Origin of the sequence: Streptomyces sp. NBC_01716, from assembly GCF_036248275.1 — a bacterium.
Lineage (GTDB): Bacteria > Actinomycetota > Actinomycetes > Streptomycetales > Streptomycetaceae > Streptomyces.
Genome location: NZ_CP109181.1, coordinates 292,231 through 317,564, shown reverse-complemented (window position 1 = coordinate 317,564; position 25,334 = coordinate 292,231). Strand labels below are relative to the sequence as shown.

Annotated in this window: 23 protein-coding genes; 11 read left to right on the top strand and 12 right to left on the bottom strand. The window is 70.5% G+C overall.

Going from position 1 to position 25,334, the window contains the following annotated elements; genetic code table 11:
* Window positions 1-29: 29 nt before the first annotated feature.
* Together OIE74_RS01460 and OIE74_RS01455 are read right to left on the bottom strand one after the other, a co-directional pair.
* Window positions 30-1,592, bottom strand: coding sequence for an MDR family MFS transporter (locus OIE74_RS01460; RefSeq protein ID WP_443076336.1), 1,563 nt, complete (start codon window positions 1,590-1,592; stop codon window positions 30-32).
* Between the two features lie 49 nt (window positions 1,593-1,641).
* Complete coding sequence (locus tag OIE74_RS01455; protein ID WP_329377521.1) at window positions 1,642-2,403, bottom strand: TetR family transcriptional regulator; 762 nt, start codon at window positions 2,401-2,403, stop codon at window positions 1,642-1,644.
* A gap of 439 nt (window positions 2,404-2,842) precedes the next feature.
* Here OIE74_RS01455 and OIE74_RS01450 point away from each other — a divergent pair, with 439 nt between their 5' ends.
* Window positions 2,843-3,958, top strand: a complete 1,116-nt coding sequence (locus tag OIE74_RS01450) for a fatty acid desaturase family protein (protein WP_329377519.1) — start codon at window positions 2,843-2,845, stop codon at window positions 3,956-3,958.
* On the opposite strand, the gene OIE74_RS01445 is transcribed toward OIE74_RS01450, so the two are convergent.
* From OIE74_RS01445 to OIE74_RS01430, 4 genes are all read right to left on the bottom strand, one after another.
* Window positions 3,930-4,700, bottom strand: a complete 771-nt coding sequence (locus OIE74_RS01445; protein ID WP_329377517.1) for a fibronectin type III domain-containing protein — start codon at window positions 4,698-4,700, stop codon at window positions 3,930-3,932. The genes OIE74_RS01450 and OIE74_RS01445 overlap by 29 nt on opposite strands.
* Window positions 4,701-4,813: 113 nt before the next feature.
* A complete protein-coding gene (locus OIE74_RS01440; protein WP_329392130.1) occupies window positions 4,814-5,404 on the bottom strand; it encodes a hypothetical protein in 591 nt (196 codons plus the stop codon).
* 222 nt (window positions 5,405-5,626) lie between these two features.
* Entirely contained in the window at window positions 5,627-6,268 is a 642-nt protein-coding gene (locus OIE74_RS01435) for a histidine phosphatase family protein (RefSeq protein ID WP_329377516.1), read from the bottom strand.
* 351 nt (window positions 6,269-6,619) lie between these two features.
* On the bottom strand, window positions 6,620-7,327 hold the full coding sequence (locus OIE74_RS01430; protein WP_329377514.1) for a FadR/GntR family transcriptional regulator: 708 nt from the start codon (window positions 7,325-7,327) through the stop codon (window positions 6,620-6,622).
* A 171-nt stretch (window positions 7,328-7,498) separates the two neighbouring features.
* Here OIE74_RS01430 and OIE74_RS01425 point away from each other — a divergent pair, with 171 nt between their 5' ends.
* The 7 genes from OIE74_RS01425 (at window position 7,499) to OIE74_RS01395 (ending at window position 16,301) form a co-directional block, all read left to right on the top strand.
* Window positions 7,499-8,776, top strand: coding sequence for an SLC13 family permease (locus OIE74_RS01425; RefSeq protein WP_329377512.1), 1,278 nt, complete (start codon window positions 7,499-7,501; stop codon window positions 8,774-8,776).
* Window positions 8,777-8,828: 52 nt separating this feature from the next.
* A complete protein-coding gene (locus tag OIE74_RS01420; RefSeq protein WP_329377510.1) occupies window positions 8,829-10,295 on the top strand; it encodes an acyl-CoA synthetase in 1,467 nt (488 codons plus the stop codon).
* Window positions 10,288-11,664, top strand: a complete 1,377-nt coding sequence (locus OIE74_RS01415; RefSeq protein WP_329377508.1) for a carboxyl transferase domain-containing protein — start codon at window positions 10,288-10,290, stop codon at window positions 11,662-11,664. The genes OIE74_RS01420 and OIE74_RS01415 overlap by 8 nt, the downstream gene beginning before the upstream one ends.
* A gap of 63 nt (window positions 11,665-11,727) precedes the next feature.
* On the top strand, window positions 11,728-12,744 hold the full coding sequence (locus tag OIE74_RS01410; protein WP_329377506.1) for a DUF2510 domain-containing protein: 1,017 nt from the start codon (window positions 11,728-11,730) through the stop codon (window positions 12,742-12,744).
* Window positions 12,745-13,270: 526 nt separating this feature from the next.
* Window positions 13,271-14,761: a UDP-N-acetylmuramoyl-L-alanyl-D-glutamate--2,6-diaminopimelate ligase gene (locus tag OIE74_RS01405; RefSeq protein WP_329377504.1), complete on the top strand. Its 1,491-nt coding sequence runs from the start codon at window positions 13,271-13,273 to the stop codon at window positions 14,759-14,761.
* Window positions 14,762-14,903: 142 nt separating this feature from the next.
* Entirely contained in the window at window positions 14,904-15,755 is an 852-nt protein-coding gene (locus tag OIE74_RS01400) for an NmrA family NAD(P)-binding protein (protein ID WP_329377502.1), read from the top strand.
* 84 nt (window positions 15,756-15,839) lie between these two features.
* A complete protein-coding gene (locus tag OIE74_RS01395; RefSeq protein WP_329377500.1) occupies window positions 15,840-16,301 on the top strand; it encodes a DUF5954 family protein in 462 nt (153 codons plus the stop codon).
* A 93-nt stretch (window positions 16,302-16,394) separates the two neighbouring features.
* Here OIE74_RS01395 and OIE74_RS01390 read toward each other — a convergent pair whose 3' ends face one another.
* The 4 genes from OIE74_RS01390 to OIE74_RS01375 form a co-directional block, all read right to left on the bottom strand.
* Entirely contained in the window at window positions 16,395-18,149 is a 1,755-nt protein-coding gene (locus OIE74_RS01390) for a transglycosylase domain-containing protein (protein ID WP_329377498.1), read from the bottom strand.
* Window positions 18,150-18,218: 69 nt separating this feature from the next.
* A complete protein-coding gene (locus OIE74_RS01385; RefSeq protein WP_329377496.1) occupies window positions 18,219-19,511 on the bottom strand; it encodes a HAMP domain-containing sensor histidine kinase in 1,293 nt (430 codons plus the stop codon).
* Between the two features lie 2 nt (window positions 19,512-19,513).
* Window positions 19,514-20,266 carry a two-component system response regulator CseB gene (gene cseB, locus OIE74_RS01380; RefSeq protein ID WP_329377494.1) on the bottom strand — a complete coding sequence of 251 codons (753 nt, stop codon included), beginning with the start codon at window positions 20,264-20,266 and terminating at the stop codon, window positions 19,514-19,516.
* Entirely contained in the window at window positions 20,266-21,057 is a 792-nt protein-coding gene (locus OIE74_RS01375) for a hypothetical protein (protein ID WP_329377492.1), read from the bottom strand. The genes cseB and OIE74_RS01375 overlap by 1 nt, the downstream gene beginning before the upstream one ends.
* A gap of 101 nt (window positions 21,058-21,158) precedes the next feature.
* Here OIE74_RS01375 and OIE74_RS01370 point away from each other — a divergent pair, with 101 nt between their 5' ends.
* Window positions 21,159-21,482, top strand: coding sequence for a hypothetical protein (locus tag OIE74_RS01370; RefSeq protein ID WP_329377490.1), 324 nt, complete (start codon window positions 21,159-21,161; stop codon window positions 21,480-21,482).
* 137 nt (window positions 21,483-21,619) lie between these two features.
* Here OIE74_RS01370 and OIE74_RS01365 read toward each other — a convergent pair whose 3' ends face one another.
* Window positions 21,620-22,957: an FtsX-like permease family protein gene (locus tag OIE74_RS01365; protein WP_329377488.1), complete on the bottom strand. Its 1,338-nt coding sequence runs from the start codon at window positions 22,955-22,957 to the stop codon at window positions 21,620-21,622.
* A 3-nt stretch (window positions 22,958-22,960) separates the two neighbouring features.
* Window positions 22,961-23,755 (bottom strand): ABC transporter ATP-binding protein, encoded by a 795-nt coding sequence (locus OIE74_RS01360; protein WP_329377486.1) that lies wholly within the window; start codon window positions 23,753-23,755, stop codon window positions 22,961-22,963.
* A 234-nt stretch (window positions 23,756-23,989) separates the two neighbouring features.
* On the opposite strand from OIE74_RS01360, the gene OIE74_RS01355 reads away from it, so the two are divergent.
* Together OIE74_RS01355 and OIE74_RS01350 are read left to right on the top strand one after the other, a co-directional pair.
* Window positions 23,990-24,400, top strand: a complete 411-nt coding sequence (locus tag OIE74_RS01355; RefSeq protein ID WP_329377484.1) for a DUF3592 domain-containing protein — start codon at window positions 23,990-23,992, stop codon at window positions 24,398-24,400.
* Window positions 24,401-24,498: 98 nt separating this feature from the next.
* Window positions 24,499-25,323, top strand: a complete 825-nt coding sequence (locus OIE74_RS01350; RefSeq protein ID WP_329377482.1) for an NAD(P)H-dependent oxidoreductase — start codon at window positions 24,499-24,501, stop codon at window positions 25,321-25,323.
* The last annotated feature ends 11 nt before the right edge of the window (window positions 25,324-25,334 follow it).

Below are 25,334 nucleotides of genomic sequence, written 5' to 3'. Positions count from 1 at the left end.
ACGACCGCCCTCGGACGGTCCCGCCGGACTCAGCTCACGGGCGCCGGCGACGACGGCTTGTCGCCGTCCGCCACCGCCTGCTTGGCCTCCTCGGCGAGCCGTTCCATTCCGCTGGTCGTCTTCAGCGGCTTCTCCTTGATGAACAGCACGACCACCAGCGAGAGCAGCGCGAACGGGGCGGCCACCAGGAACAGGTCCGCCGTCGCCAGACCGTACGCGTGCTCGACGATCTCCCGCATCGGCGCCGGGAGCTTTGTCACGTCCGGCACGGAATCGCTCGATCCGCCGGACGCCGTCCCCTCCGTGCCCAGGCTCTTGGCCAGTTCGGATGCCACCCGGTTGGCGAGAATCGCCCCCAGGACGCTGGTGCCGATCGTGCCGCCCATGCTGCGGAAGAACGACAGTACGGAGGTGGCGGCGCCCAACTCCGCGGCGGGGACGTCGTTCTGGGCCGCGAGGACCAGATTCTGCATCAGCAGACCGACGCCGATTCCGAGCACGGCCATGTAAAGGCTGAGCAGCCCGAAGCCGGTGTTGGCGTCGATGGTCGACAGCATGGCCAGACCGGCGGTCATGGTGATGCCGCCCGCGATCAGATACACCTTCCACTTGCCGGTGGCGCTGATGATCTGGCCCGCGACGGTGGACGACACGAGCAGACCCAGGATCATCGGCAGACCCATCAGCCCCGCCACGGTGGGCGACTTGCCGAGGGCGATCTGGAAGTACTGGGACAGGAAGACGGTGCCGCCGAACATCGCGACACCGACGAGCAGGCTCGCGATCGTGGTCAGCGTGACGGTGCGGTTGCGGAAGATGGTGAGCGGGATGACCGGTTCGGGCACCCGCGCCTCCACATAGACCGCGGCGACGAGCAGCAGCACACCACCGCCGGTCAGCGCGGCCGTCTGCCAGGACGCCCAGTCGAACTGGTTGCCCGCCAGGGAGGTCCAGATGAGGATCGCCGAGACACCGGCGACGATCAGGAACGCGCCCAGGTAGTCGATCTTCACGTCCCTGCGGGCGGTGGGCAGGTGCAGCGTGCGCTGGAGCAGCGCGATCGCCAGCAGCGCGAACGGCACACCGATGAAGAAGCACCAGCGCCAGCCGAGCCACGAGGTGTCGACCATGACACCACCGACCAGCGGTCCCGCGACGGTGCCGACGGCGAACACCGCGCCGAACATGCCGGCGTACTTGCCCAGCCGGCGCGGCGGGATCACGGCCGCCATCACGACCTGTGCGAGCGCGGTCAGACCGCCGGCGCCGATGCCCTGCATCACCCGGCTGAAGATGAGCAGTTCGACGCCCTGCGAGAAGCCGGCCAGCAGCGAGCCGACGACGAACATGCCGAGCGAGAGCTGGAGGAGCAGCTTCTTGTTGTAGAGGTCGGAGAGCTTGCCCCACAGAGGCACCGTCGCGGTCATCGCGAGCAGTTCGGACGTGACGACCCAGGTGTACGCGGACTGGCTGGCGCCCAGGTCGGCGATGATGCGTGGCAGCGCGTTGGCCACCACGGTGCCCGCCAGGATGGCGACGAACATGCCGGCCATAAGTCCCGACATGGCCTGGAGGATCTGTCGGTTGGTCATGGAGGTGGGCGCCTGGTCGGGCGCCTCGATTGCGGTCAAGGTGGCCTTCTTACGATTCCGTGGAACGGCCGTCGGACGGACGGTCGTCGGTCTGTGGGGCCGGCTGGGGCAGCCCGGCGGACAGGTGCGTGAAGACGTCCCGGAAGATGTCGGGGAACGTCAGCGGCGGGGAGTGGGCGTACCAGTGCTCGATGGCGACGCGTACGGCCGTGCCGGCGACGGCGGCGAGCAGCCTGGGGTAGAGCTCGATGTCGGCGTCGTCGCAGGGCTTGGCTTCGGCGCCCGCTCCGGTAGGGGTCCCCGCCTCCGTACCGGCCGAGGTGTCGGTACCGGCCGTGATGTCCGTACCGGCGCTGGGGCCGAGCCGGCAGGCGATCGTCCGGGCCATGTCGCGCTCCTCGGCCATGTGCAGGCCGAGGCCCCGGGCGAGCAGATGCGGGGACTTCTGCAGGACCTTGGCGCGCAGGCTCCAGAACTCGTGCTGTCGTTCGAGGTCGGCCAGCTCGCCGGCCATGGCCTCACGTACCGCTTCGAGGGGAGACAGCTCGGCGGGGGCGTCCCGGATCGCACGCCGGATGCGTTTCCCGATGTCGGGATCCGCCATGACGAACGCGTCGTCGTGGCTGTCGAAGTAGTTGAAGAACGTCCGCGGGGAGACACCGGCGGCGTTGCTGATGGCCTCGACGGTGACGTTCTCCGCCCCGTGCTCGGCGGCCAGGCGTACGGCTGCCTCGGCCAGCGCCGCGCGCGTGGCCTGTTTCTTGCGCTCCCGGAGACCTGCCCGGGGACCCTTGGTCGTCACACTTTGCATGGTATGCAAATATGCAGGCTCTGCAAAATTATTCCCCGCCGAGTCGCGCGGGGAACTCCCTGGGGCCGTGTCCGCGCTGTTCAGAAACTGTTTGCGGGCACTTGTTCATGCGGTGTAAGAAGCACAATTCGCGCGCAGGTTACACTTACCCGCAGGAGGCCCCAGCCCCTGACTGCCCGCTGCCCCATGAGTGTGGGCAGCAGCACTGGTCCTCGGTGAGGATGTCAGCGGCATTCGCAGCGGCCATACCCAGTTGTCGCGTCGCCGGAGTGGTCCACTTCCGACCCGCACACAGCCATCGGGCTGTGTGCCGCAGTTGCCCACCCGTCCACGACCGGCAGCGACGTCCCCCTGGGCTTGTGTTCCTCACCAGCCACCCTGCCTGCCGAGCCGTCATACACCGGCACACGGTCGTGACACATTCGAAAGGCGTGGCCGCATGTCAGTCAACACCGCCAGTACCGTGGATGATTCCGCGGTACTGGAACCAGGCGCCGATTTCGCGGGTGAGGCCGCGAATCAGGCGTGCAGGGAAACGGGCAGCGATTTCGCGCGCCTCTCCAAGAAGATCATGGCCGCCGGTCTGATGCGACGGCGCCCCTGGTACTACACCCTGCGCCTGGGCATCGTCACCGCTCTGTTCGCCGGCGGCTGGGTCGCCTTCGCGCTCGTCGGCGACAGCTGGTGGACGCTCGCCGTCGCCGCCTTCCTCGCCGTCGTCTTCGGCCAAGTCGCGCTCGTCGCCCACGATGTGGGCCACCGTCAGGTCTTCCGGCTGCGCAAGGCCAGCGTGCGGGCCGGCAAGATCGCCGGGAACCTGGCCATCGGCATGGGCTACGGCTGGTGGCAGGACAAGCACTCCAGGCACCATGCCAACCCCAACCACGAGGAGTTGGACCCGGACGTGGTCCCCGACATCCTCGTATGGACACAGGGGCAGGCCAAGGATGCCAAGGGGCTTCCCCGCCTCATCGGGCGTTCGCAGGCTTTCCTGTTCTTCCCGCTCCTCACCCTTGAGGGCTTCAACCTGCATGTCGCCGGCGTACGCGCGCTGGCCAACCGCTCGCTGAAGCAGCGGACTTCGGAGGGCGTCCTGCTCTTCACGCACTTCGCGGTCTACCTCGGAGCGCTGTTCGTCGTGCTGCCGCCCGGCAAGGCGATCGCCTTCCTCGCCGTCCACCAGTGCCTCTTCGGTCTCTACCTGGGCTCGATCTTCGCGCCCAACCACAAGGGAATGCCCACCCTGTCCGGCGACGACCGCCCGGACTTCCTCCGGCGCCAGGTGCTCACCTCCCGCAATGTGCGCGGCGGTTGGTTCACCGACATCGCCCTCGGCGGGCTCAACTACCAGATCGAGCACCACCTGTTCCCGAACATGCCGTCCCCGCAGCTGCGCGAGGCGCAGCCGATCGTCCGGCAGCACTGCGAGGAGCTGGGCATCAGCTATCTGGAGACCAGCCTGATCACCTCGTACAGCCAGGCCCTGCGCAGCCTGCACCACGCGGGCGCCCCGATCAGGGCGGGGGCTACGGCGTCGGGTCCGAACCTGTCGTGAGATGAGCGACGTTGGACTGCTCGCCGTAGACGAAGGCGCGTACGCGGTACGACGCCCGCTTCTCCTCGGGCAGGGTGATCAGTCCGAACGAATTGATGTCCGGATCCAGTAGTGCGACAGGCCGGTAGCCCTTGCTGCCGGCCTGTCGTACTTCCAGCAGCTGGCCGTCCTCGTCCGCGGCGCGGTCCGTCCAGGTGAACTTGATCCCGGTCGCGTGCATGACGGTCGGCCTGAAGTCCGTGGGGGCAGCCGCCGCGTTGGCCTCGGCGGAGCCGGCGCCCCGGGCCGTCAGCAGTGCGGTCCGCACCTTCGGCCCCTTGACGGTGCGGGGAGTCATCCACTCCTGGTTGTCGGTCAGTTCACCTTCGGAGGGCTCGCCCGGCGGCAGGGACACCTCCACCGGCGCCGACGCCGGGCCGAAGTAGGGGCGCAGCCGGTAGTAGAACGGCGTCTGGGGCATCAGATCCGGGTGGCGGTACGTCGTACGGCCCGGCGGCATGAACTCCAGCACCGTGTACGGCCCGGTCTTCTCCGTGGCGAACTCCACTGTCCGCCCCGCTATGCCTGGCTCGTCGTCCTTCCAGCGCAGTGTGACGTCGATGGGCGAGTCGAGCGTGGCCGCCAGCCGCACGGCGGTTTCCGGCTCCTCGGTCCCGTCCGGTGCGGAGGAACAGCCCGCCGACGTCAGGGCGATGAAGGCGCTGAGTGCGGCGGCGGTCGTGGCGCGGAGTCGAAGAGGCACGGCGTCCGTCCTTCCGGGCTGGGCCGGGCTGGGTGCGCGGGGAGTCGTCGACGGGTGTCCGGTGACCGCGCGGAACACAAGCGGCCACCGGACCGGGAAGTGCCTCAACCGCCCTACTTGCGCCAGAACTTGACGCCGCTCCACACCACGGTGGCCGGCCCGCTCCCGCTGTCCGTGCGGTAGGCGCCGAACTTGTCGTAGAAGCTGCCCCCCGGGCTCGCGTAGCTGTGCTTCAGCGAGCCGTTGATGTACGTGCGGTGCTGGCTGCCGACCTGGTGGACGGTGTTCACCCGGACCGTGGCGCCGACCGTGCCCGCGTCGGACAGGGTGGTGCCGCCGTGGACCGCGTACAGGCGTCCGCCGCGCTCGCCGGCCAGCATGAAGAACGGCCCGGAGGCCGATTCGTTGAACGTCTGCTTGAGGCTGATGCGGGTGCCGCCCATGCTCGCGATCCGGAAGTAGCCCTCGAACTGCCGGGTGCCTCCGGTGTAGGTGGCGTATCTCCGCTCGGCGCGCTGGTCGCCGCTGCCGGTGGAGCAGGTGAGGGTGAAGGTCAGGTTGTCGACCTGGCCGCAGCCCCTCTCCTGGACGGTGAAGGAGGGAGACGTCGAGGTCCACCCTCCGGGTTCGACTTCCGCGTACGCGTTCGGAGCCGTCAGCAGCATCGCTGCGGCGGCCGAGAGAACAGTGACGGTGCGCTTCATTCCGGGCACGTCTCACTTCTCCGTTTCGGTGGGGGCGTGGCGCTGGAGTCGCATCAGATTAGAAGTGTCCACGTCAAGCAACAAGGGATTCAGTGGAACTTCATGAGGTTCATATTCATGAAAGTGCATTCGGGGTGAAGGGCGTATATGGCAATGCCCCGCCGGTTACTCGCGACCGGCGGGGCCATATGTGTGAACGAGTGTTCTGGGTACGGCCCGCTGTCAGGCGCTGGCGGGCAGATCCTGGACGGTGCGCAGCAGGCTCTCGGGCAGGACCAGATTCCATGCCGTGATGACCGGATTGCCGTGTTCGGTACCGAGCCGGGACACCGTCCCCGTCTCCAGCTGGAACAGCGTGCCCTGGGCCGCCGTGAGCCCGAGATAGCGCGCGGTGAGCACCCGGAGGAAGTGCGAGTGGCCCACCAGGGCGACGTCCTCGTCACTCGCGCGTTCGGCGGCGGCGCGCACCTCGGCGAGCACCCTGTCCGCCCGGTCGCTGACCTCCGAGGGGCTCTCGCCCGGGTGCCCGCCGGGGCCGGCGATGGTCCCGTCCGTCCAGAGATTCCAGTCGGGGCGGGTACGGCGGATCTCCTCGGTGGTCACGCCCTCGTAGCCGCCGTAGTTCCATTCGTGCAGGTCGGGGCAGATGCGGGTGGACCGCAGCCCGGCGAGTTCGGCGGTACGGCGGGCGCGGGCCAGCGGGCTGACGAGGGTCAGGCCGATCGGCCGGTCGGCCAGTACGGGGACCAGGGCGCGGGCCTGGGCCTCGCCGTGGGCGGTCAGCGGCAGATCCGTCGAGCTGGTGTGCTGTCCGGACAGCGACCACTCGGTCTCGCCGTGTCTGATGAGGAGCAACTCGCCCATGGGTGCTATCCGTTCGTTCGTGCCGAGGCTCTGAGACGCGGGGTCGACGGGCTCTCTTTCTCCCGCCGGTCCGGCTCCACGATCCCATCACGCGGCTCTCCGTGCGCCCGGGGGCGCGCCCCCGCTGCCGGAATGACCGTCCACGGCGGGCCGGGGCGTATCCGTGGTGCGGCTCACAGCCCCCCACCTGGGGAGGGGGAACACCGCACCGTCGTTGAGCGTTCATCTTTACGTGGTCGCGGAGGGGAAAGTGACGACTCCGCGACCACACAGAGCGGCCCCGGCTGGTCCATCCCCCGAACCAGCCGGGGCTCCCCATTTCCGCCCGGCCACGCGCTACGGCGGTGCGCCTCAGGCGTCGTCGCCCGGGTCCCAGTCCAGCAGCCGTACCTTCGCCACCGTCCGTACATGGCGGCGCATCGCCGTCGCCGCCGCCTTCCCGCGCTGCGCCTCGATCGCTTCGAGGATCGCCCGGTGCTGGGCGAGTGAGCGCTGGGGCCGGCCCGGCTGGCGCAGCGACTCGTTGCGGCTCTCGGTGATCTGCTCCGCGATGGACCTCATGAATTCGGCCAGCAGACCGCTGTGCGCCGCCGCCGTCACCGCCGCGTGGAAGAGCCGGTCGCCCTCGACGCCGTGATCGCCCGCCTCGATCTCGGCGGCCATGTGATCGAGCGCCGCCCGCATCGCGGTCAGATCCTCCGCCGTGCGCCGCTCGGCGGCCAGTTCGGCGAGTTTGGTCTCCAGGGCCTCGCGCGCTTCCAGTACGTCGGGCAGCCGGCGCTTGCGTTCCACGAGCCGTTCGACCGGTTCGGCGTCGAGGCTGTCGCGGACGAGATAGGTGCCGTCGCCGTGCCGTACCTCGACGAGTCCCTGCACTTCGAGGACGACGATGGCCTGCTTCACCGACGCCCGGCTGACGCCGAGCCGCCCCGCCAGTTCACGCTCGGGCGGCAGCCGGTCGCCCGCCCGCAGATCGACGTCCGCCACATGGCGGCGGAGTCTGTCGAGGACCTGTTCGTACAGTCGCGGCCGGGTCATCGGCCGCAGTGCGTCGGACACACGAACCCCCCATACCTGGTCTTTCGCAGCCTAACACCGCGCGGCCAAGTGGCTGAGCCAATTCCTGTCGAATCCCTTGACGCCTCGCTGGACCGATGTTCAAAGTGGTCCAGCCACTTGGCCAATGCAGATTGGCCAGTAATCAACGGGACCCAGGGACGGGAGCCCCCGATGTCCGCCGAACTGATCTCGATCCTTGTACTCGTGGTCGTCTTCGTGATCGCCACGACCCGCTCGATCAACATGGGCGCGCTCGCGTTCGCCGCCGCCTTCGGAGTCGGCGAACTCGTCGCCGACCTGGACGCGGACGGTATCTTCGCCGGATTTCCCGGCGACCTGTTCGTGGTGCTCGTCGGTGTCACGTATCTCTTCGCCATCGCACGCGCCAACGGCACCACCGACTGGCTGGTGCACGCCTCGATCCGGCTCGTACGCGGCCGGATCGCGCTCATACCCTGGGTGATGTTCGCTCTCACCGGAGCGCTGACCGCCATCGGCGCCGTCAGCCCGGCGGCCGTCGCGATCGTCGCGCCCATCGCGCTGAGTTTCGCCGCGCGGTACGGCATCAGCCCGCTGCTGATGGGCGCACTGGTCGTGCACGGTGCCCAGGCGGGCGGCTTCTCGCCGATCAGCATCTACGGCTCGATCGTCAACGGGGTGGTGGAGCGCGAGAATCTGCCCGGGAACGAACTTGTCCTGTTCCTCGCCTCCCTCTTCGTCAACCTGATCGTCGCGGCGATCATCTTCGTCCTCTTCGGCGGGCTGAAGCTGAAGGGGCGTGACCTCGACAGCGAGGGCGACGGCCGCGACAAGGACGGCGCCGACAGTGCCCTTTCGGCCGATGCCTCGGGCCTCACTCCCGCCCGTATCGCCACGCTCGCCGCCCTCGGGGCGCTCGTCGTCGCCGTCCTCGGGTTCGACCTCGACGCCGGGCTCAGCGCCATCACCCTCGCCGTCGTCCTCAGCGCCTTCTGGCCCGACACGAGCCGCAAGGCGGTCACCGAGGTCGCCTGGCCGACCGTGCTGCTCATCTGCGGTGTCCTGACCTACGTCGGTGTCCTGGAGGAGATGGGCACGATCGAGTACGCGGGCAACGCGGTCGGCGACATCGGAGTGCCGCTGCTCGCCGCCGTCCTGCTCTGCTACATAGCCGCCGTCATCTCCGCCTTCGCCTCCTCCGTCGGCATCATGGGCGCACTCATCCCGCTCGCCGTGCCGTTCCTCGCCCAGGGGGAGATCGGGGCGGTCGGCATGATCGCCGCGCTCGCCGTCTCGGCGACCGTCGTGGACGTCAGTCCCTTCTCCACCAACGGCGCCCTCGTACTGGCGGCGGCGCCCGATGTCGACCGGGACCGCTTCTTCCGGCAGTTGATGGTGTACGGAGGCATCGTGGTGGCGGTGGTACCCGCGGCCGTATGGCTCGTGCTGGTCGTGCCAGGCTTCGGATGACCCGGTCACCATGACGACCGGTCAGACTCGTCGACAGCAAGGAGAACGACGCGTGTCCCCTCTCTTCCCGGCCCTCGCGGCGCGTTCCGCCCGGCCCGCACTGCGCTTCGGCGACCAGGCGCTGAGCCACGCCGAACTGGCCACAGCGGCCGGTGCCCTGGCCGCCAGGATCGCCGGCGCGCCACGGGTCGCCGTCTGGGCCACGCCCACCCTCGGTACGGCGGTGGGCGTGGTGGCCGCGCTGCTGGCGGGAGTGCCCGTGGTGCCGGTGAACCCCAAGACGGGTGAACGGGAGCTCACGCACATCGTGACGGACAGCTCGCCGGCCCTCGTCCTCGCCGAACGCGGAGCCGAACTGCCGCCGATCCTGGCCGAGTTGGCGCGCCTCGACACGGACATCACGGGCAGCACCGAGGTCGCGGAGGCCACGGACACCGTCGACCGGGCCCTGCCCGCCGAGCCGTCCCCGGAATCCCCGGCGCTGATCGTCTACACCTCGGGCACCACCGGACCTCCCAAGGGCGTCGTCCTGCCGCGCCGCGCCGTCGCCGCCACCCTGGACGCGCTGGAGGACGCCTGGCGGTGGACCGAGGATGACGTGCTCGTCCACGCCCTGCCCCTCTTCCATGTCCACGGCCTGATCCTCGGGATCCTCGGCCCGCTGCGCCGCGGCGGCTCGGTGCGCCATCTCGGCAGGTTCTCCACGGACGGTGTGGCCCGCGAGCTGTCCTCCGGAGCCACGATGCTCTTCGGCGTCCCGACGATGTACCACCGCATCGCCGAAGCACTCGCCGACGATCCCGAGCTCGCGAAGGCCCTCACCGGCGCACGCCTGCTGGTGTCCGGATCGGCCGCGCTGCCGGTGCACGACCACGAACGCATCGGCGCCGCCACCGGACGCCGCGTCATCGAGCGCTACGGGATGACGGAGACCCTGATGAACACCAGCGTGCGCGCGGACGGCGAACCCCGCGCCGGCACCGTCGGCGTGCCGCTGGCGGGAGTCGGACTGCGGCTGGTCGACGAGGCGGGCGCCGAGATCACCGCGTACGACGGCGACACCGTGGGGGAGATCCAGGTACGCGGCCCGAACCTCTTCACCGAGTATCTGAACCGCCCCGACGCGACGGAGGCCGCCTTCGACGACGGCTGGTTCCGTACGGGCGACATGGCGATCCGCGACCCCGACGGCTACGTCCGTATCGTCGGCCGCAAGGCCACCGACCTGATCAAGAGCGGCGGCTACAAGATCGGCGCCGGCGAGATCGAGAACGTACTGCTGGAGCATCCCGGGGTGCGGGAGGCCGCCGTCACCGGGGAGCCCGACGAGGACCTGGGGGAGCGGATCGTCGCGTGGGTCGTCCCCGTGCGGGCCGATGCCCCGCCGTCCGCCGAGGAGTTGGCGGCGCACGTCGCGGCGCAGCTCGCCTCGCACAAGAGGCCGCGCACCGTGCGGTATCTCCAGGCGCTGCCCCGCAACGACATGGGCAAGATCATGAAGCGGGCCCTCCATGACTGAGCGTATGAGCGCACGGCAGGCGATCGCCTCCCTCGCCGGGGCGACCCCGCAGGGCGCTCCCGTCGCCTTCACCGAACTGCCCGCGCCGAAGGACACCTCCGCCCCGGACGGCCCCCTCGGCTGGCAGGGGTACGACGAGTCCCGGGCCCGCGCCGCTTCACGCACCGGCGAGGACGAGTCCGTCATCTGCGGCACCGCGCGCGTCGGCGGCACCGAAGCGGTCCTGATCTCCTTCGAGTTCGGCTATCTCGGCGGATCGCTGGGGGAGCGCACCGGGGACCGGCTGGAGGCCGCGTACACCCATGCCCGTGAACGGCGGCTGCCCGTCGTCTCGTTGATCGCGACCGGCGGCAGCCGCATGCAGGAAGGCATGCTCGCGCTGCTCCAACTCCAGCGCGTGGCGGGGCAGTCGGCGCTCACCAGGGCCGCCGGTCTGCCACAGATCGCGGTGGTGCGCGACCCGACGACCGGCGGCGGCTGGGCCACCCTCGGGGCGGGCGCCGATGTGATCCTGGCCCTGCCGGGCGCCCAGATCGGTTTCGCGGGCTCGCGGGTACGGCCGCCGGACGCCGACCCGTACGCGTACACCGCCGAGGCGCAGCTGACGGCGGGTCATATCGACGCGGTGGTGGCGCCCGAGGAGCTGAGGGACACGGTCGGCCGCTGGCTGGGGCTGCTGACGGGCGGCACCGCCGGTGCCGGGCCGGTGCCGGCGGCCGAGCCGCCCGCCGCCCTCGGGCGCGCGGCCCCACCCGCGACCGGTTGGGACGCGGTGACTCTGGCCCGCGACCCCCGACGGCCGCGTGCGGAGGCCTACTTGGACGCGTACTTCACCAGCCGCGAATCGGTCAACGGCGACCGCGCCGGCGGCACGGACCCCGGCACGCTGTGCGGGTTCGGCACGCGCGACGGCCGTACGGTCGCGTACGCCGCCCAGTGCGGCACGGCGACCCTCCCGGCCGGCTACCGTACGGCGGCCAGACTGATCCGCCTCGCGGACCGGCTGGGGCTGCCCGTCCTCACGCTCATCGACACACCGGGCGCCGCGAACGACGCCGAGGCGGAACGCGCAGGAGCGGGAGCCGCGATCGCGGACCTGTTCGCCGCCGTGGCCAGCGCCCGCGTGCCCGTCACCAGCCTGCTGATCGGCGAAGGAGGTTCGGGCGGGGCGCTGGCTCTGGCGGCGCCGGGCAACACCTGGGCCACACCGGACAGTTACTTCTCCGTCATCGCACCCGAACTGGCGACGGCGATTCTCAAACGGCCTCCCGAAGAGACCCGCGCGACGGCCGGCCAGCTCAAGGTGCGCCCTCAGGACCTGGTGTCGCTGGGGGTGATCCGCGGGATTGTGCCGGTGGCCGGGGCGTGAAGTCCGCCGATTTCTCATGGGCCTCTCACCAGCTTTGTCGGACCATATGCCTATGGTGAGTGCGTGACGCAGACGACTCCGCCCGGCTGGTATCCGGACCCAGGACATGACGGTGAAGGCCCGCTTCAGGAACGGTGGTGGGACGGGTCGGCCTGGACCGAGATGGTCCGGCCCGACTCGGCCGCGGCCTGGAGCGCGCCTTCCGAACTGGGTTCGGGCATCCCGCCCTACCCGGCGGCGCCACCTCCGCCGGCCGGCGGGCGCGGCCGTCGGATCGCCCTGGCCGCCACGGCGGCCGTGGTGGTGCTGGCGGTCGTCGGTGGCTTCCTCCTCCTCGGCGACGACGGCGACAACTCGGCCGACAAGGCGAGCACGAACCCCTCCACCGGTCCCAGCAGGCCGGGCCAGGAGGACCGGCCGGCCCCAGGTGAGTCGCAGCGGCCTCCCGGCGACCCCGGCGCGCCCGACGGCGGCGAGGACGGTCAGGGTCAGGGTGAGGGCGGGGAAGGCGGCCCCCAGCAGGAGATACCGGCCGAGGACGGCTACGCCACCGACATGGCCAGCGGCATCAGCATCCCGGTGCCCGAGGGCTGGACCGGCCAGTCGGGTCCGGTCGGCGCGGGAGTGAGCACCGGGGAGCACCCGTGCCCCGGAAACCCGGAGGAGTCCTGCGTACGCGGCGGGGTCAACTCCGTTCCGGCGGTGGCGCTGGAGAACAAGGCCACGACCGCGAAGGCGGCGGCCGAGAGCGACATCAAGAAGAACGCCGAGGAGTCCTACGGCGGTGAGAGCTACGGAAAGATCACCTCCCACACGGAGTTGAAGTCCGAGGCGGTGACGGTCGCCGGCAAGAAGGGCTATCTGGTCCGGTGGAAGGTCGTCACCGGCAAGGGCGACGACGGATACGTGCAGTCGCTCGCCTTCCCCTCGCCCGCCCCCGGCGCACAGGACCTGCTGATCATCGTGCGCTCCGGATTCGACATCAACGACAAAGCCCCCAAGCTGCCTGTGCTGGACGAGATCATCGACGGCATCAAGGTCGCGGCGGGCGGTGGCGGCGGCACCGGCCAGAAGGTCTGAGAGCGGGCTGCCCGCACCCGGTGCGGCGGCCGGACAACACCCACGGAACGCCCACGGCCACCGGCCGTGGGCGTTCCCGCATCTCCCACCGTGTCTCTTCTCGCGCCCGCTCCCGGCATCTTCCCCACGGGACGGCGGAGTCGGGACAGCCGTACGGGCCGTACACTGCACTCATGGGTAATACACACGCTGCGACGGAGGGCCTTCGACCGGCCTCGTTCGCGCTGTGCCATGCCCTGCACGGCCACGGCTAGCAACGCCGACGCCGACTCCCGGCCTCCGACGCCCGGTGGCATTCCGCCCCGAGGCGTCCTCTTCTCGAACGCACTCTTGTGCAGAGCCGCCCGCTTTCCCGAGCCGCATCGCGCTCCCCAGCGACACCCGCACTCCGCATCTCGCACCCGCATCTCGCACCCGCGCCCCACCCCCGCGACGCTCCGGCGTGCCGTCGGCACCTCCACGGTGACCGCCGCCGCACGGTGGCCGAGCCGTCTCTTGCCGAGCCGTACCTTCGAGAGGATCCCCTGTGAAGCTGAGCGAATTGCTCGTCGGGCACGACCACGAGACTCTGCAGGGCGATCCCGATACGGTCATCACCGCCGGAGTCTGTTTCGACGCCGACCGGGTGTCACCCGGATCGCTGTTCATCGCGGTCCCCGGCCACCGCGAGGGCGGTTCCGAATCCGTCGGACCGGCGCTCGCACGCGGCGCCGTCGCCGTACTCGTCGAAGCCGCGACCGCCGAACTGCCGGTGGCCGCTTGGGCGTCCGACCCGGCCGTCTGCGTCGTACGCGTCCCGGACACCCGTACCGCCGCCGCCCTCGTCACCTCCCGATACCACGGGGACCCCGGCCTCGCGATGGACATGGTCGCCGTCACCGGGACCAACGGCAAGACATCGGTGTCGTACATGGTCGAGTCCGTGCTGCGGATCGCCGAGCGGGCCGTGGTCGGTGTCATCGGCACGGCGGGCAGCCGCATCGGGGACGAACTGATCCCCATGCCCCGGTCGGTGCTCACCACCCCGGAGTCGCCCGACTTCCAGTACCTGCTCGGTGTCATGCGCGACCGCGACGTGAGCACCGTCGTTCTGGAGGCCACGTCCATGGGGCTGTTGAACCACAGGGTCGACCACTCGTACATCGACATCGGCATCTTCACCAACCTCACGCAGGACCATCTGGACGACCACGGCACCATGGCGAACTACCGGGACGCCAAACTCCGCCTGTTCCAAGGGCTTTGCCGACGGGCCGTCGTCAACGCGGACGACGCGGTGGGCGCCGGGATCGGCGCGCTGATGCCCGGCGCGGTGACCACGTACGCGCTGGACACCGACGCCGACTACCGGGCGACCGATCTCACGATGGACGCCTTCGGTACGCGCTTCACGCTGCACCACGCGGGCCGCAAGTACCCGGCGGCGATCCCCGTACCCGGCCGGTTCTCCGTCGCCAACGCGCTCGCGACCGTCGCCGCCTGCCATCTCCTGGGGCACGACCTGCGCGGGCTGGTCGCGGCGCTCGACCGGATGCCCCCGATTCCCGGGCGCTTCGAACGCTTCGAGACCCCGCGCGGCACGTCGGTCATCGTGGACTACGCCCATTCCCCGGACTCGCTCGACAAGGTGCTGAGCACCATCCGGGACTTCGCCACGGAGCGGGTCATCACCGTGTTCGGCTGCGGCGGCGACCGTGACGTCACCAAGCGCGCGGAGATGGGCGAGATCGCGGGCACCCACTCCGACCTGTGCGTACTCACCTCGGACAACCCCCGGCACGAGGACCCCGAGGCGATCCTCGACCAGATCACGTCCGGTCTGGTGGCCACCGGCACCCGCTTCGAGCGGTACGCCGACCGCCGCGCGGCCATCGAGTTCGCCCTGTCGGCGGCGGGCAGGAACGACATCGTGCTGATCGCGGGGAAGGGCAGCGAGCCGTACCAGACCGTCGGCGACACGCTGATCCCGTTCAGCGACATGGCGACCGTGCGCGAAATGGCCGCCGTAGAGGGCTGATTGTCCGTCCACCGCCGGCTGGCCCGTGACCACCGCACGGGGAGTACCGGGCGCGGAAGTCACCGAGGGCCCTGGACGCACGCGTATGCGCGTGAGATTCGGGGCCATGTTCCGCGGACCCGCCCCGTACTTGACTCGACGCATGACACAGAACACGGACAACAGCGAGAACACGCCGGCAGCGGACGCGAGGACGACCCTGGTCACCGGTGGTACGGGCAAGACCGGGCGGCGGGTCGCGGCGCGGCTCGCCGAGCGCGGTCTGCCGGTGCGTATCGCCTCGCGCAGCGGTGAGATCCCCTTCGTCTGGGAGGAGCCGGGCACCTGGGACGCCGCGCTGGAGGGCGTCGGAGCCGTCTACCTCTCCTACTACCCGGACCTCGCCTTCCCCGGCGCCGCCGAGGCCGTCGGCGCGTTCGCGGAGCGCGCCGTCGCCAAGGGCGCGCGCCGGCTGGTCCTGCTCTCCGGGCGGGGCGAGGAAGGCGCCAGGATCTCCGAGGGCAAGGTGAGGGACAACGGCGGGGACGTGACCGTCGTCCGGGCGAGTTGGTTCAGCCAGAACTTCAACGAGGGCTTCTTGCTGGAGCCCGTGCTCTCGGGAGAGCTGGCGCTGCCGACCGGCGACGCGGTCGAGCCCTTCGTCGACGTGGACGACGTCGCGGATGTCGCCGTCGCCGCGCTCACCGACGACCGCCACATCGGCAGGACCTACGAGCTCTCGGGACCCCGGCTGCTCGGCTTCGCCGAGATCGCGGCAGAACTGTCCAGGGCCACCGGCCGGGAGATCACCTATGTGCCCGTCGCGCTCCAGGACTACCGCGACACGCTCGTGTCGGTCGGCGCCCCGGAAGACTTCGCCGACCTTTTCGAACTGATCACCGACGGGCGCAACGCGCACCTCGTGCACGGCGTCGAAGAGGCCCTGGGCCGTAAGCCCAAAGACTTCACCGAGTTCGCCGCCGCCGCGGCCCGCACCGGCGTCTGGCGGTCCTGAGCCCGGCGTCCATGGACTGGTCCAGAAGACCGGCCCTGCCTGATTCCCCGCGCCGCGTGCCGTGAGGTGCGGCACGCTGGAGGTATGGACGCGAGCGCAGAAGACGGATTCGACGACGCGGCGGCCCGGCGGCTGCTGGAGGTGGGGAAGCGTGAGGAGGAACTCCGCGAGGAGTTCCGGGTGGACGGTCCCGAGTGGGAGCGGATGTCCGTCTCCCACTACACGGCCTACTCCGCCATGGTCCACGAGGAGGGCGGCTGGCGGCAGTTGTTCCCGGCCGTGCCCTTCGAGGAGGAGGCGCGGCTCGATCTGGGCGCCGTCCTGCGGGTCCGCGGCGCGCACGCGGGGGAGTCCGCCGGCCGGTTCGGCCGGGCGGCCGACGCGGTGGAACGTGGTGAGGACCAGGTGATCATCGCGGAGGAGGTGTTCCGGATGGTACGGGTCGAGCAGACGGTCATCATGACGAGTCACGGCCCGCAGACGCCCCGCGCCGGCGACCGGGAGTTCCCCGACGAGCTGGACGAGCGGCCCGGAGCGGGCGACTGACGCCGGGGCGACCGGCATTGACGGACGGTGTACGCCGTCCCGCCCGCCGAACGGGGGTGGGGCGGGGCGGCGCACACCGTTCCTGACGTACCGTCAAGAACCCTCGCGCTCCGCCGGTTCGGCGGCCCTCGCCTTGAGGTAGACACTCCAGATGTACTCCGTGGGGTCGTCCTCGATGCCGGTGAGCGCGACCTGCTTGCCCGTCTTGGCGCTCTCCCCGAACAAGGCGATCGAGGTCACCTCCTCCGGGGCCGAACCGATGAACCACTCGGCTTTCCTGTCGTCGGTGTGGCCCGAGGCACCCGTACTGCCACCCACCTGAGCGGCATCCGTCAGCGGCGGAACGGACATGCCCGGCCATGTGCCCCCAACCGGCCGCGGGATCCCCGAGGCAGAGGCGTGGGCGAATCGCGCGGACGCGCTGCCGACCGCCTGCTCGCCGGTCGCTTCCGGCAGTTCGACGGTCCGGTCGCCGCGCCGCGCGGACTTCACGATCGACGGGGTGACCTTCTTGCCGTCGTTGGCCAGGGTGGCATGGACCCCGGCCATCTCCAGGGGGCTCGCGCCCATCAGCCCGAGAGACGTGGCCTGCGGCGCGGCGAAGCCGGCCGGGTCCGCCGTCATCCCCAGCTTCTTCGCGGTCTGCCTGATCATGTCCCGGCCCACCCTCGAACGCCCGTTCTTCTTGGCTTCGATCCCCGCGGCGAGAACCACCGGCGCGAACGTCGGGCCCGCCTGGTAGTCGGCGCGTGTCGCGTTGTTCAGATAGTGCTTGAAGTAGTCGTCGCCGCCGTACAGCGCCACGATCCGCCCGGACTCCGGATCCACGGACACCGCACCCGCCTGCCGGTCGGGATCCCGCCGGGGCGCCTTCGGCTCCGGCTCCGCAGCGTCGCCGGGCGAGGTGAGCCCGGCGGTCACCGCCTCACGCAGCGCCCGCTGCCTGTCCGGGTCGATGTTCAGCGTGATCCGCCAGCCGCCGCCCGCCAGTTCCTGCTCACCGACCCCCGCGGCGATCAGCTCGCGCCGGGCGGTGTCCACCAGATAGCCGGCGTCCCCGGCCAGCTCCGCCGACGCCTTGGGCGCCACGGGCACCGGGAAACGCATCCGCCGCCGTTCGTCCTTGTCGAGCCACCCCTCGCCGACCATGTTGTCCAGCACATAGCCCCAGCGGGCCTTGGCCTTCTTCTTGTCGGCGGGGGAGGCGACGGCCCAGTCGTACTGGCTGGGCGCCTGGAGCAGCGCCGCCAGGTACGCGCCCTCCTCGACGCCGAGGTCCTCGACCTCCTTGCCGTAGTACGTGCGCGCGGCGGCCTGCACGCCGTACGCGAGCCGCCCGTAGTAACTGCTGTTGAGATATCCCGCGAGAATGTCGTCCTTCGAGTTGTGCCGGTCCACCTTGAGGGAGATGAACAGCTCCTTCACCTTGCGGGTGACCGTCTGCTCCTGGCTGAGGTAGTAGTTCTTCACGTACTGCTGGGTGATGGTCGAGCCGCCCTGCTTGCCGCCGCCGGTCAGCGTGCTGAAGACGCCGCGCGCCGTGCCGGACAGGGAGACACCGGAGTCGCTGTAGAAGTCCTTGTTCTCGGCGGCGACGAACGCGCGCCGCACGTCCCCGGGCACCCGGTCGAGCGGTACGGACTCGCGGTTGACCTCGCCGGTACGGGCGAGTCTGCTGCCGTCGGCGAACAGATAGACGTTGCTCTGCGCCTTCACCTGCTCGTTGGGTCTCGGGATGTCGATGACCAGGTACAGCACGGTGAACGCCGCGAGGACCAGAAGACACAGGGTGACGAAGGCGATCAGGGCCTTGCGCCAGGTGAGGAGACGACGGAGACGCATACGCATGGCGTCATCCTCGGCGCCGAAGATCTTCGTCAAGGCGAAGGAAGGTGTCGGCCGCCGCGCGGAGACGTATCAGCCGTGTATCAGCGGTCCAACTCGTGTGTCCCGGACGGGCGGTTCGTCCTCGATCGCCGGAGAGGTCCGCTCGGGCAGCCGCAGGGTGGCGACTGCGCCGCCGTCGGGTGCGTTGCCGAACTCCAGTGCGGCGCCGATGACTTGGGCCTGGCCCAGTGCGATCGTGAGGCCGAGCCCATGCCCCGTACCGCGCTCGCGGGCGCCGGTCCGGAAGCGCTGAGGGCCGTCGTCGAGCAGCGTCCCGGGATAGCCGGGGCCGTGGTCGCGTACGGCCACGGTCCTGCCGTCCCCCGACACCGTGACCACGACGGGAGCCCGGCCGTGGCGGTGCGCGTTGACCACCAGATTGGTGAGGATGCGATCGAGCCGCCGCGAGTCCGTCGTCACGGAAGCGGCCTCCCCGTCCGCCCCCGATTCCTCCAGGACCTTCGCCTCCAGCCCGGCACGCGCCACCACGTCGCGTACCAGCGTTCCGACGGGACACGGCGACAGATCCGCGTGCTCGGCCCCCGCGTCCAGCCTCGATATCTCCAGCAACTCCTCGACCAGCGTGCTCAGCACCCGCACCCGGTCACGCACATACCCGGCCGCCTCACCCTCCGGCAGCAGCTCGGCAGCCGTCACCAGCCCCATCAGCGGCGTACGCAGCTCGTGCGCCACATCGGCGGTGAAGCGCTGCTCGCCGAGAAGCCGCTTCTGGAGCGCGCCGGCCATCGTGTCCACGGCGTTCGAGATGTCGGCGATCTCGTCGCGGGGCCGCGGCCCCGCCGCGATCCGCGCGTCCAGATCCCCGGCGGCGATACGGCGCGCGGTACCGGCCGCCGTACGCAGCCTGCGGCTCATCCGCGCGGCGGTCACGACGCCCAGCGGCAGTACCACGGCGGTGGTGATCAGACCCGCCACGACGATGCTGGCGTCGAGCGCGCCGATGTCGCGCATCGTGCCGCTCATGTCGACACGCACCGACAGCACCCGGCTCCCGGCGGGCCGGGCCGCCCACATCGCGGGCCCGCCGGACCCGGTCGTGAACTCCGTACCCCGGCGCCCCTTCGCGACCAGATTCCGCAGACCGCCCGGCAGCCCCGGCGCGTCGATGGCCGCGCCCGACCCCTGGACGTCGCCGGTACGGGAGTACGTCACCGCCGCCCGGTCGAGTGTGACGCGGGCGGCCTCCCGCGCCTGCGACAGCTCACGGTCCCGCGAGAACTCGTGCACCAGCACACCGACCGCCGCGGCGACCGCGCAGGCGGCAGCCGCCACCAGAGCCGCGATCCGCCATCTCAGAGGCATGGTCAGCGCCGCAGCTTGTAGCCGAAGCCGCGGACCGTCTCGATCCGGTCGGCCCCTATCTTCGCCCGCAGGCGCTGCACATGGAGGTCGACGACCCGGGTGTCACCGTGCCAGGCGTGGTCCCACACCCGGCTCAGCAGGGTCCGGCGCTCCAGCACGACACCGGGCGAACCGGCGAACTCCAGGAGCATCCGCAGCTCGGTCGGCGTCAGCGCGACAACCTGTCCGGCGCGCCGTACCTCCATGCCCCGGGTGTCGACCGTCAGATCGCCGAAGGCGAGCACGGCGGAGTCCACCCGCCCGCCGTCGCCCGCGCGGCCGCCGGTCCCAGCGGTGCGGCCCGCTGCGGCGGGCGAGAACGAGACCCGGCGCAGCAGGGAGCGGATACGGGCGACGAGGACCGCGCTCTCGCAGGGCTTGACCACATAGTCGTCGGCGCCCGCCTCCAGCCCCGCGACAACATCGAGCGCGTCGCCGCGCGCGGACATCATCAGGATCGGTGCCAGGCTCAACTCCCTTACCCGGCGGCACAGTCCGATGCCGTCGAGGTCGGGCAGCATGACATCGAGAAGCAGCAGATCGGGGTCCGTCTCGCGGAACATCTCCAGCCCCGTGAGGCCGTCGCCGGCCGTGGACACGGTGAATCCGTACCGTTCGAGGAGCATCCGGACGGTGTTGCGGATCACCTCGTCGTCCTCGACCAGCAGCAGACGCGCCTCCGCCGCCGTGGCGGGCGACGGACGTGCCGACCTCATCACGGTGCCCGCCTCTCGCTGTCCGTGCCGGCGCCGATGCCCGCGTCCGGGCCGGTACCCGGCCGTGGAACGGGCGTCGCCTCGCTCGGTACGGCGGTCTCGGGCGCCAGCGGATCGGGTGCCCGCGCGTCGTCCGAGGTGTTCCACGGGTTCTCGACGGTCAGCACGTCGCCGTTCCACCGGTAACGGGTGGTCACCCGGCCGTTCTGACCCGCCGACGTGAGGATCAGGTCCGTGCCGAAGGTCTCGCCGGTGAGGCCCACCGGCCCCCAGCTGATCAGCACCGGCCGCACGGTGTCGCCCGAGGCCCGGTAGACCTGGATGAGCGTCAGCCCGGAGGCCGGTTCGTCCAGCGCCACCACCAGCTCGTCCCGACCGTCGGCGGTCAGGTCCTTGTAAACGGGGTCGCGCAGACCGCACTTGGCCCCCGGGCAGTTCCGGACCGCAGCCCGTACGAACTCCGGCACGTTGGGGTCGTTCGTCAGCAACTGCCGCACCGGCAGTTTCCTCAGCCCGCCCGCCGGTACGGTGACGTCCCTGACCGGCCGGTACCGCTGGACGGCCCGCTCGGCCTCGGTGTCCCCGTTCGACGGTGGCACCGGTGGCGCGTAGTCGGGCCACAGCGGCGCCGAGCTGACCGGCGGCGAGAGGGCGGGCGCCGGGCCGTCGTCCCGTGCCCCGGTCTCCGCCGCGCAGCCCGCGGCACCCGCGAGGGCCGTCACGACGGCCAGAGCCGCGAGAACGACGGTGCGGCCGTGGTGCGTCGGGCCGGTGTGGGGGAAGCGGCGCATAGAACGGTCAGCGTACCGGGGCCGGATTCCTGAACATGCCGGGGGAGATCCCCGTATCCCTCAGTGCACCTTCGCCCCTGCCATGTCGAGGAGACCGGCCCATGAACGACTTCAGCAACCTGCAAGCGCTCCCGGACGGCGAGGCCGAGCTCCGACTCGTCGTGCGCCTCCAGTGGGAGGACGTCGCCGCGCTCGGCCAGGAGGCCGGCCGCCTTGCCCACCAGATGCAGCGTCCCGTGAGTCTCGACGAGGCGGTCAGCCACCGGCTGCGCAGCCGCTCGGCCTCGCACGCGAAGCCCCCGCAGGAACCCGCCCGGCCCGTCGCGGCGCCGCCGCCGGCCCCGGTGTCGGCGCTCGCGGGCCGCACTCCGGGCGAACACGCCAGGCAGGCCATCGAGAAGATCAACGGTTCCGAGTCGGCCTAGGCCGCGTCTGACAGATCCCGCCTGGCGCGCGGCGTCTGGCACGCACGCACGCTGGAACGCCACTAAGGGCAGTCGCTGGATGCGACTGCCCTTGGCGGCGTGAGCGAGTGTCTTCCGCGCCTGAGCGGGGGGTTGCATCAGGCGGCGAGCGACACCGCCTCGACGGCTGGGGTGCGAAGTGCGTGGTACGCCGTACCGACGCTGGTGACGACTGTCGCCGCGGCACCGATCCCGACGATGGCCAGCCAGATCCCCGGCCCCTGGCCGGGAAGGACCGCGTCGACCCGGACGACGCTGAACGGGACGGCTCCGGCCGCGGCGGCGAGCGTGCCGAAGAAGGCGCCGGTCACGGTCAGGACCAGGGACTCGATGGCGACCATCCGGAGTACCTGGGACGGAGTGGCCCCGGCCAGCCGCTGCTGGCCGAACTCCCTGGTGCGGTAAGTGGTCGCCGCGTACAGCGTGTTGATCAGCATGATGCAGGCGAAGACCACGATGATCCCGACCACGACGAAGTTGAGCGTCTCCAGGCTCTTGTCGTCGACCGACCGGGTGATGCCCGAGGTGTCCAGCTCGTCGTTCTGGACGGCCTGCATGTAGAGGGTGGCCGTGGCCATGCCGATGAAGAGGATCAGCGGCATGAGTACACCGGACAGCTGCGCGGCGCGCCGGCGCATGTTGTGCACCGTCAGATAACCGCTCGCGCCGGTGAGCAGCGTGATCGGCCGTGCCAGCTTGCCGAGCAGGAACTTCAGCAGCACCGGTGAGAAGACCGCGAATCCCACGGAGATGAGAATCGCACCGTAGGCGGGGGCCGCCATGAGCGCGTCGTCCGTCTTGTCGAACGCGAAGGTGGAGCCGACACTGCCGATACCGAGGGCAAGGGCCGCGAAGCCTGCGATGTTACGTCCCCGGCCACCCGGCTCCGCGCCGCCCGCCGCCGCCTTCGTGGCCCGGCGGACCGCGAGGAACGAGGCGCCGATCGCGGCGATCAGACCGACGCTCACCCCGGCGGTCAGGGCGATCGGGCCGAAGACGAAGTCCACGCTCCCGGCCACCTGATCGGTGTCCTTGAAGACGTTGAGCAACTGCTCGCCGCCGATCCTCGCGGGCAGGATCGCCAGCAGCATGCTGACGACCGCGACGACGGCCGACTCGACGACGATCATCCGCTTGATCTGGGCCGGCGTGGCACCGGTCCTGCGCAGGAGTGCGATCTCCTCGCCGCGCTGGCGGACGTTGACGGTGAGGGTGGAGGCGATGGCGAAGAAGACGAGAAGCGTGCCGTAGCCGCCGACCACCGTCGCGGCGGTGGTGAGGGTCTCGGAGCTCCGGTCGTCGATGTTCGCGCCGCCCGCCGTGTCGTGCATCGAGTTGAACGACATGATGATCACGGAGCCGAGGAACGCGGAGAGCAGGGTCGCGATGAGGCGTCCGGGGCGCTGGACGATGGAGCGCATGGCCAGAGTGAACATCGCTCACACCCCCACGTGCGTCTGGTGACGGTTGACGGTGTCTCCGAGGTGCGCGAGGCGTTCGGCGACGGCGTCGACGGTCGGCCTGCTGAGATGTCCGGCCAGGCGGCCGTCGGCGAGGAAGAGTACGGAGTCCGCGAAGGAGGCGGCGACCGGGTCGTGGGTGACCATGACGACGGTGCGTCCGTGGATGCGTACGGTCTCCTGGAGCAGCCGCAGCACACCTCGCGCGCTGCGGATGTCGAGGGCGCCGGTGGGCTCGTCGGCGAAGATCACGCTGGGCTCGGTGACCAGGGCGCGGGCGATGGCGACGCGCTGCTGCTGGCCGCCGGAGAGCTGGTCGGGCCGGTGGCCGAGGCGGTCACCGAGGCCGACCTGGGTGAGGATCTCCCTGGCGCGGGCCTTGTCGATACGGCGGCCTGCGAGCTTCAGCGGCAGGACGGTGTTCTGGGCGACGGTCAGGGTGGGCAGGAGGTTGTACTGCTGGAAGATGAAGCCGATCCGGCGGCGGCGGAACTTGGTCAGGGCCGCCTCGCTGCCGCCTGTCATCTCCTCGCCGTCGACCATCACCTGGCCGCTGTCGGGCCGGTCGAGACCGGCCGCGCACTGGAGGAGAGTGGACTTGCCGGAGCCCGATGGCCCCATGACGGCGGTGAAAGAACCGGTGGAAAGGCTCAGGGACACGCTGTCGAGAGCGGTCACGGCGTTCTCGGCCGTGCCGTAGACCTTCGCGACCTTGACCAGGCGCAGAGCTTCCTGGCTCCTGGCCCCTCCGGTCGTACTCCTACGACGAAACATGGTCTTTCCTTCCCCTGGGACACGCTCTGTGCCACGAGTGAGAAGTTACGCGGCGCCGGACGCGGGCACATTGGGCGTACGACCCAGGTCTGGGGTGTTGCTGAGTACACCCCTACCGCGTACCGAGGGCCGTGCCGAGTCAGGGGTGGGCGGGCCCGCGGGCCTGGCGACCCGCTCCGACCCGCGGGTAGGTTGACCGGCGACGGTGAGTGGCGCCGTGAGGGAGTGTGTTCTGTGTCGGGTTGGCTGTTCCCTCTCGGGTTCGCCGTTGTCGGCGCCGTGGTCTTCACGATCGGATTCGTGGGCTTCTGGCGGATCTTCGCCCTGCGGCGCGACGGAGTACGGGCGGCGGGCTGGGTGGTCCGGCTGGAGACGACGTCCAGCGGGCAGGGCGACCGGATCCACCGCCCGGTCGTCGGGTGGGTCACCGGCGACGGCCGCCGGATGGAGGTGGAGTCGCCGTACGGGCGGTCATGGGTCGGCAGGTTCAAGCCCGGAACGCCCGTCCGGATCCGCTACGACCCGCGGCGCCCGGAACGGATGCGGATAGAGGGCTACGGGCACGGCGCGCAGTGGGCGTTCATGCTGGTCGGCGTCGGGTTCATGGCCGGTGGGATCTCCGTGGCGGCCCGGCTGGCGATGTGACGGGAGCCGGGCGTCCCCAAAAGGCTCCGAAGGCACGGCAGTAGCATGGAAAATCGGCCAACGCCGTCGTCGTACCGAGGAAAGGCAGGTGACGCGCCGTGCGAGTGCTCTGGTTGTACGCCCACCCTGATCCGCGCTCCCTGAACGGCGCGCTGCGCGACGAGGGAATCGCCGTGCTCCGTGAACACGGCCACGAGGTGGTCGAGTCGGACCTGTACGCCATGGAGTGGAACCCGGTGGTGGGTCACGGCGACTTCCACCACGACCCCGGCGAACGGCTCGACGTCCTCGAAGAGTCCCAGTACGCGCTTGAGAACGGCACGCTCAGCGAGGACATCCGCCGGGAGCAGGAGAAACTTCTGTGGGCGGACACCCTCGTCGTGCAGTTCCCGCTCTGGTGGTTCGGGCCGCCGGCGATCCTCAAGGGCTGGTTCGACCGGCTGTTCATCCAGGGCTTCGCCCAGGGCGTGCTCGACCCGGTGACCGGCAGGGCCCAGCGGTACGGCAGCGGCGGACTCGTCGGCAGGCGCGCCCTGGTGCTGACGACGGTCGGAGCCAACGCGGCGACGACCGGACCGCGCGGTATCCACGGCGACATCAACGACGTCCTGTTCCCGCTGCTGCACGGCACGTTGTGGTATCCCGGCATGACCGTCGTGCCGCCGCTCGTCGTCAACGGCGCGGTCAGACTCTCCGACGCGGAGTACAAGACGGCCGTGGGCCAGCTGCGGCAGAGGCTCCTGACGATCCCCGACACCGAGCCGATCCCGTACCGCAGTCAGAACGGCGGCGACTACGACGAGCATCTGATCCTGCGCCCGGACCGGGCACCGGGCGAGGAAGGCATCCATATCCACTACGTCACCGGCGCGCTGGACGAGAGGTGCGAGCGCACCGGCGGCGCGGACGAGGCCGACCGGTAGCGCGCGGGCGA

Coding starts and splice junctions, on each gene's coding strand:
- OIE74_RS01460 (WP_443076336.1), bottom strand. CDS start 1,592: ATGACCAACCGACAGATCCTCCAGGCCATGTCGGGACTTATGGCCGGC.
- cseB (WP_329377494.1), bottom strand. CDS start 20,266: ATGAGGTCGGCACGTCCGTCGCCCGCCACGGCGGCGGAGGCGCGTCTG.
- OIE74_RS01435 (WP_329377516.1), bottom strand. CDS start 6,268: ATGGGCGAGTTGCTCCTCATCAGACACGGCGAGACCGAGTGGTCGCTG.
- OIE74_RS01390 (WP_329377498.1), bottom strand. CDS start 18,149: ATGCGTATGCGTCTCCGTCGTCTCCTCACCTGGCGCAAGGCCCTGATC.
- OIE74_RS01455 (WP_329377521.1), bottom strand. CDS start 2,403: ATGCAAAGTGTGACGACCAAGGGTCCCCGGGCAGGTCTCCGGGAGCGC.
- OIE74_RS01360 (WP_329377486.1), bottom strand. CDS start 23,755: ATGTTTCGTCGTAGGAGTACGACCGGAGGGGCCAGGAGCCAGGAAGCT.
- OIE74_RS01415 (WP_329377508.1), top strand. CDS start 10,288: ATGACTGAGCGTATGAGCGCACGGCAGGCGATCGCCTCCCTCGCCGGG.
- OIE74_RS01395 (WP_329377500.1), top strand. CDS start 15,840: ATGGACGCGAGCGCAGAAGACGGATTCGACGACGCGGCGGCCCGGCGG.
- OIE74_RS01400 (WP_329377502.1), top strand. CDS start 14,904: ATGACACAGAACACGGACAACAGCGAGAACACGCCGGCAGCGGACGCG.
- OIE74_RS01365 (WP_329377488.1), bottom strand. CDS start 22,957: ATGTTCACTCTGGCCATGCGCTCCATCGTCCAGCGCCCCGGACGCCTC.
- OIE74_RS01440 (WP_329392130.1), bottom strand. CDS start 5,404: ATGAAGCGCACCGTCACTGTTCTCTCGGCCGCCGCAGCGATGCTGCTG.
- OIE74_RS01385 (WP_329377496.1), bottom strand. CDS start 19,511: ATGCCTCTGAGATGGCGGATCGCGGCTCTGGTGGCGGCTGCCGCCTGC.
- OIE74_RS01450 (WP_329377519.1), top strand. CDS start 2,843: ATGTCAGTCAACACCGCCAGTACCGTGGATGATTCCGCGGTACTGGAA.
- OIE74_RS01375 (WP_329377492.1), bottom strand. CDS start 21,057: ATGCGCCGCTTCCCCCACACCGGCCCGACGCACCACGGCCGCACCGTC.
- OIE74_RS01425 (WP_329377512.1), top strand. CDS start 7,499: ATGTCCGCCGAACTGATCTCGATCCTTGTACTCGTGGTCGTCTTCGTG.
- OIE74_RS01370 (WP_329377490.1), top strand. CDS start 21,159: ATGAACGACTTCAGCAACCTGCAAGCGCTCCCGGACGGCGAGGCCGAG.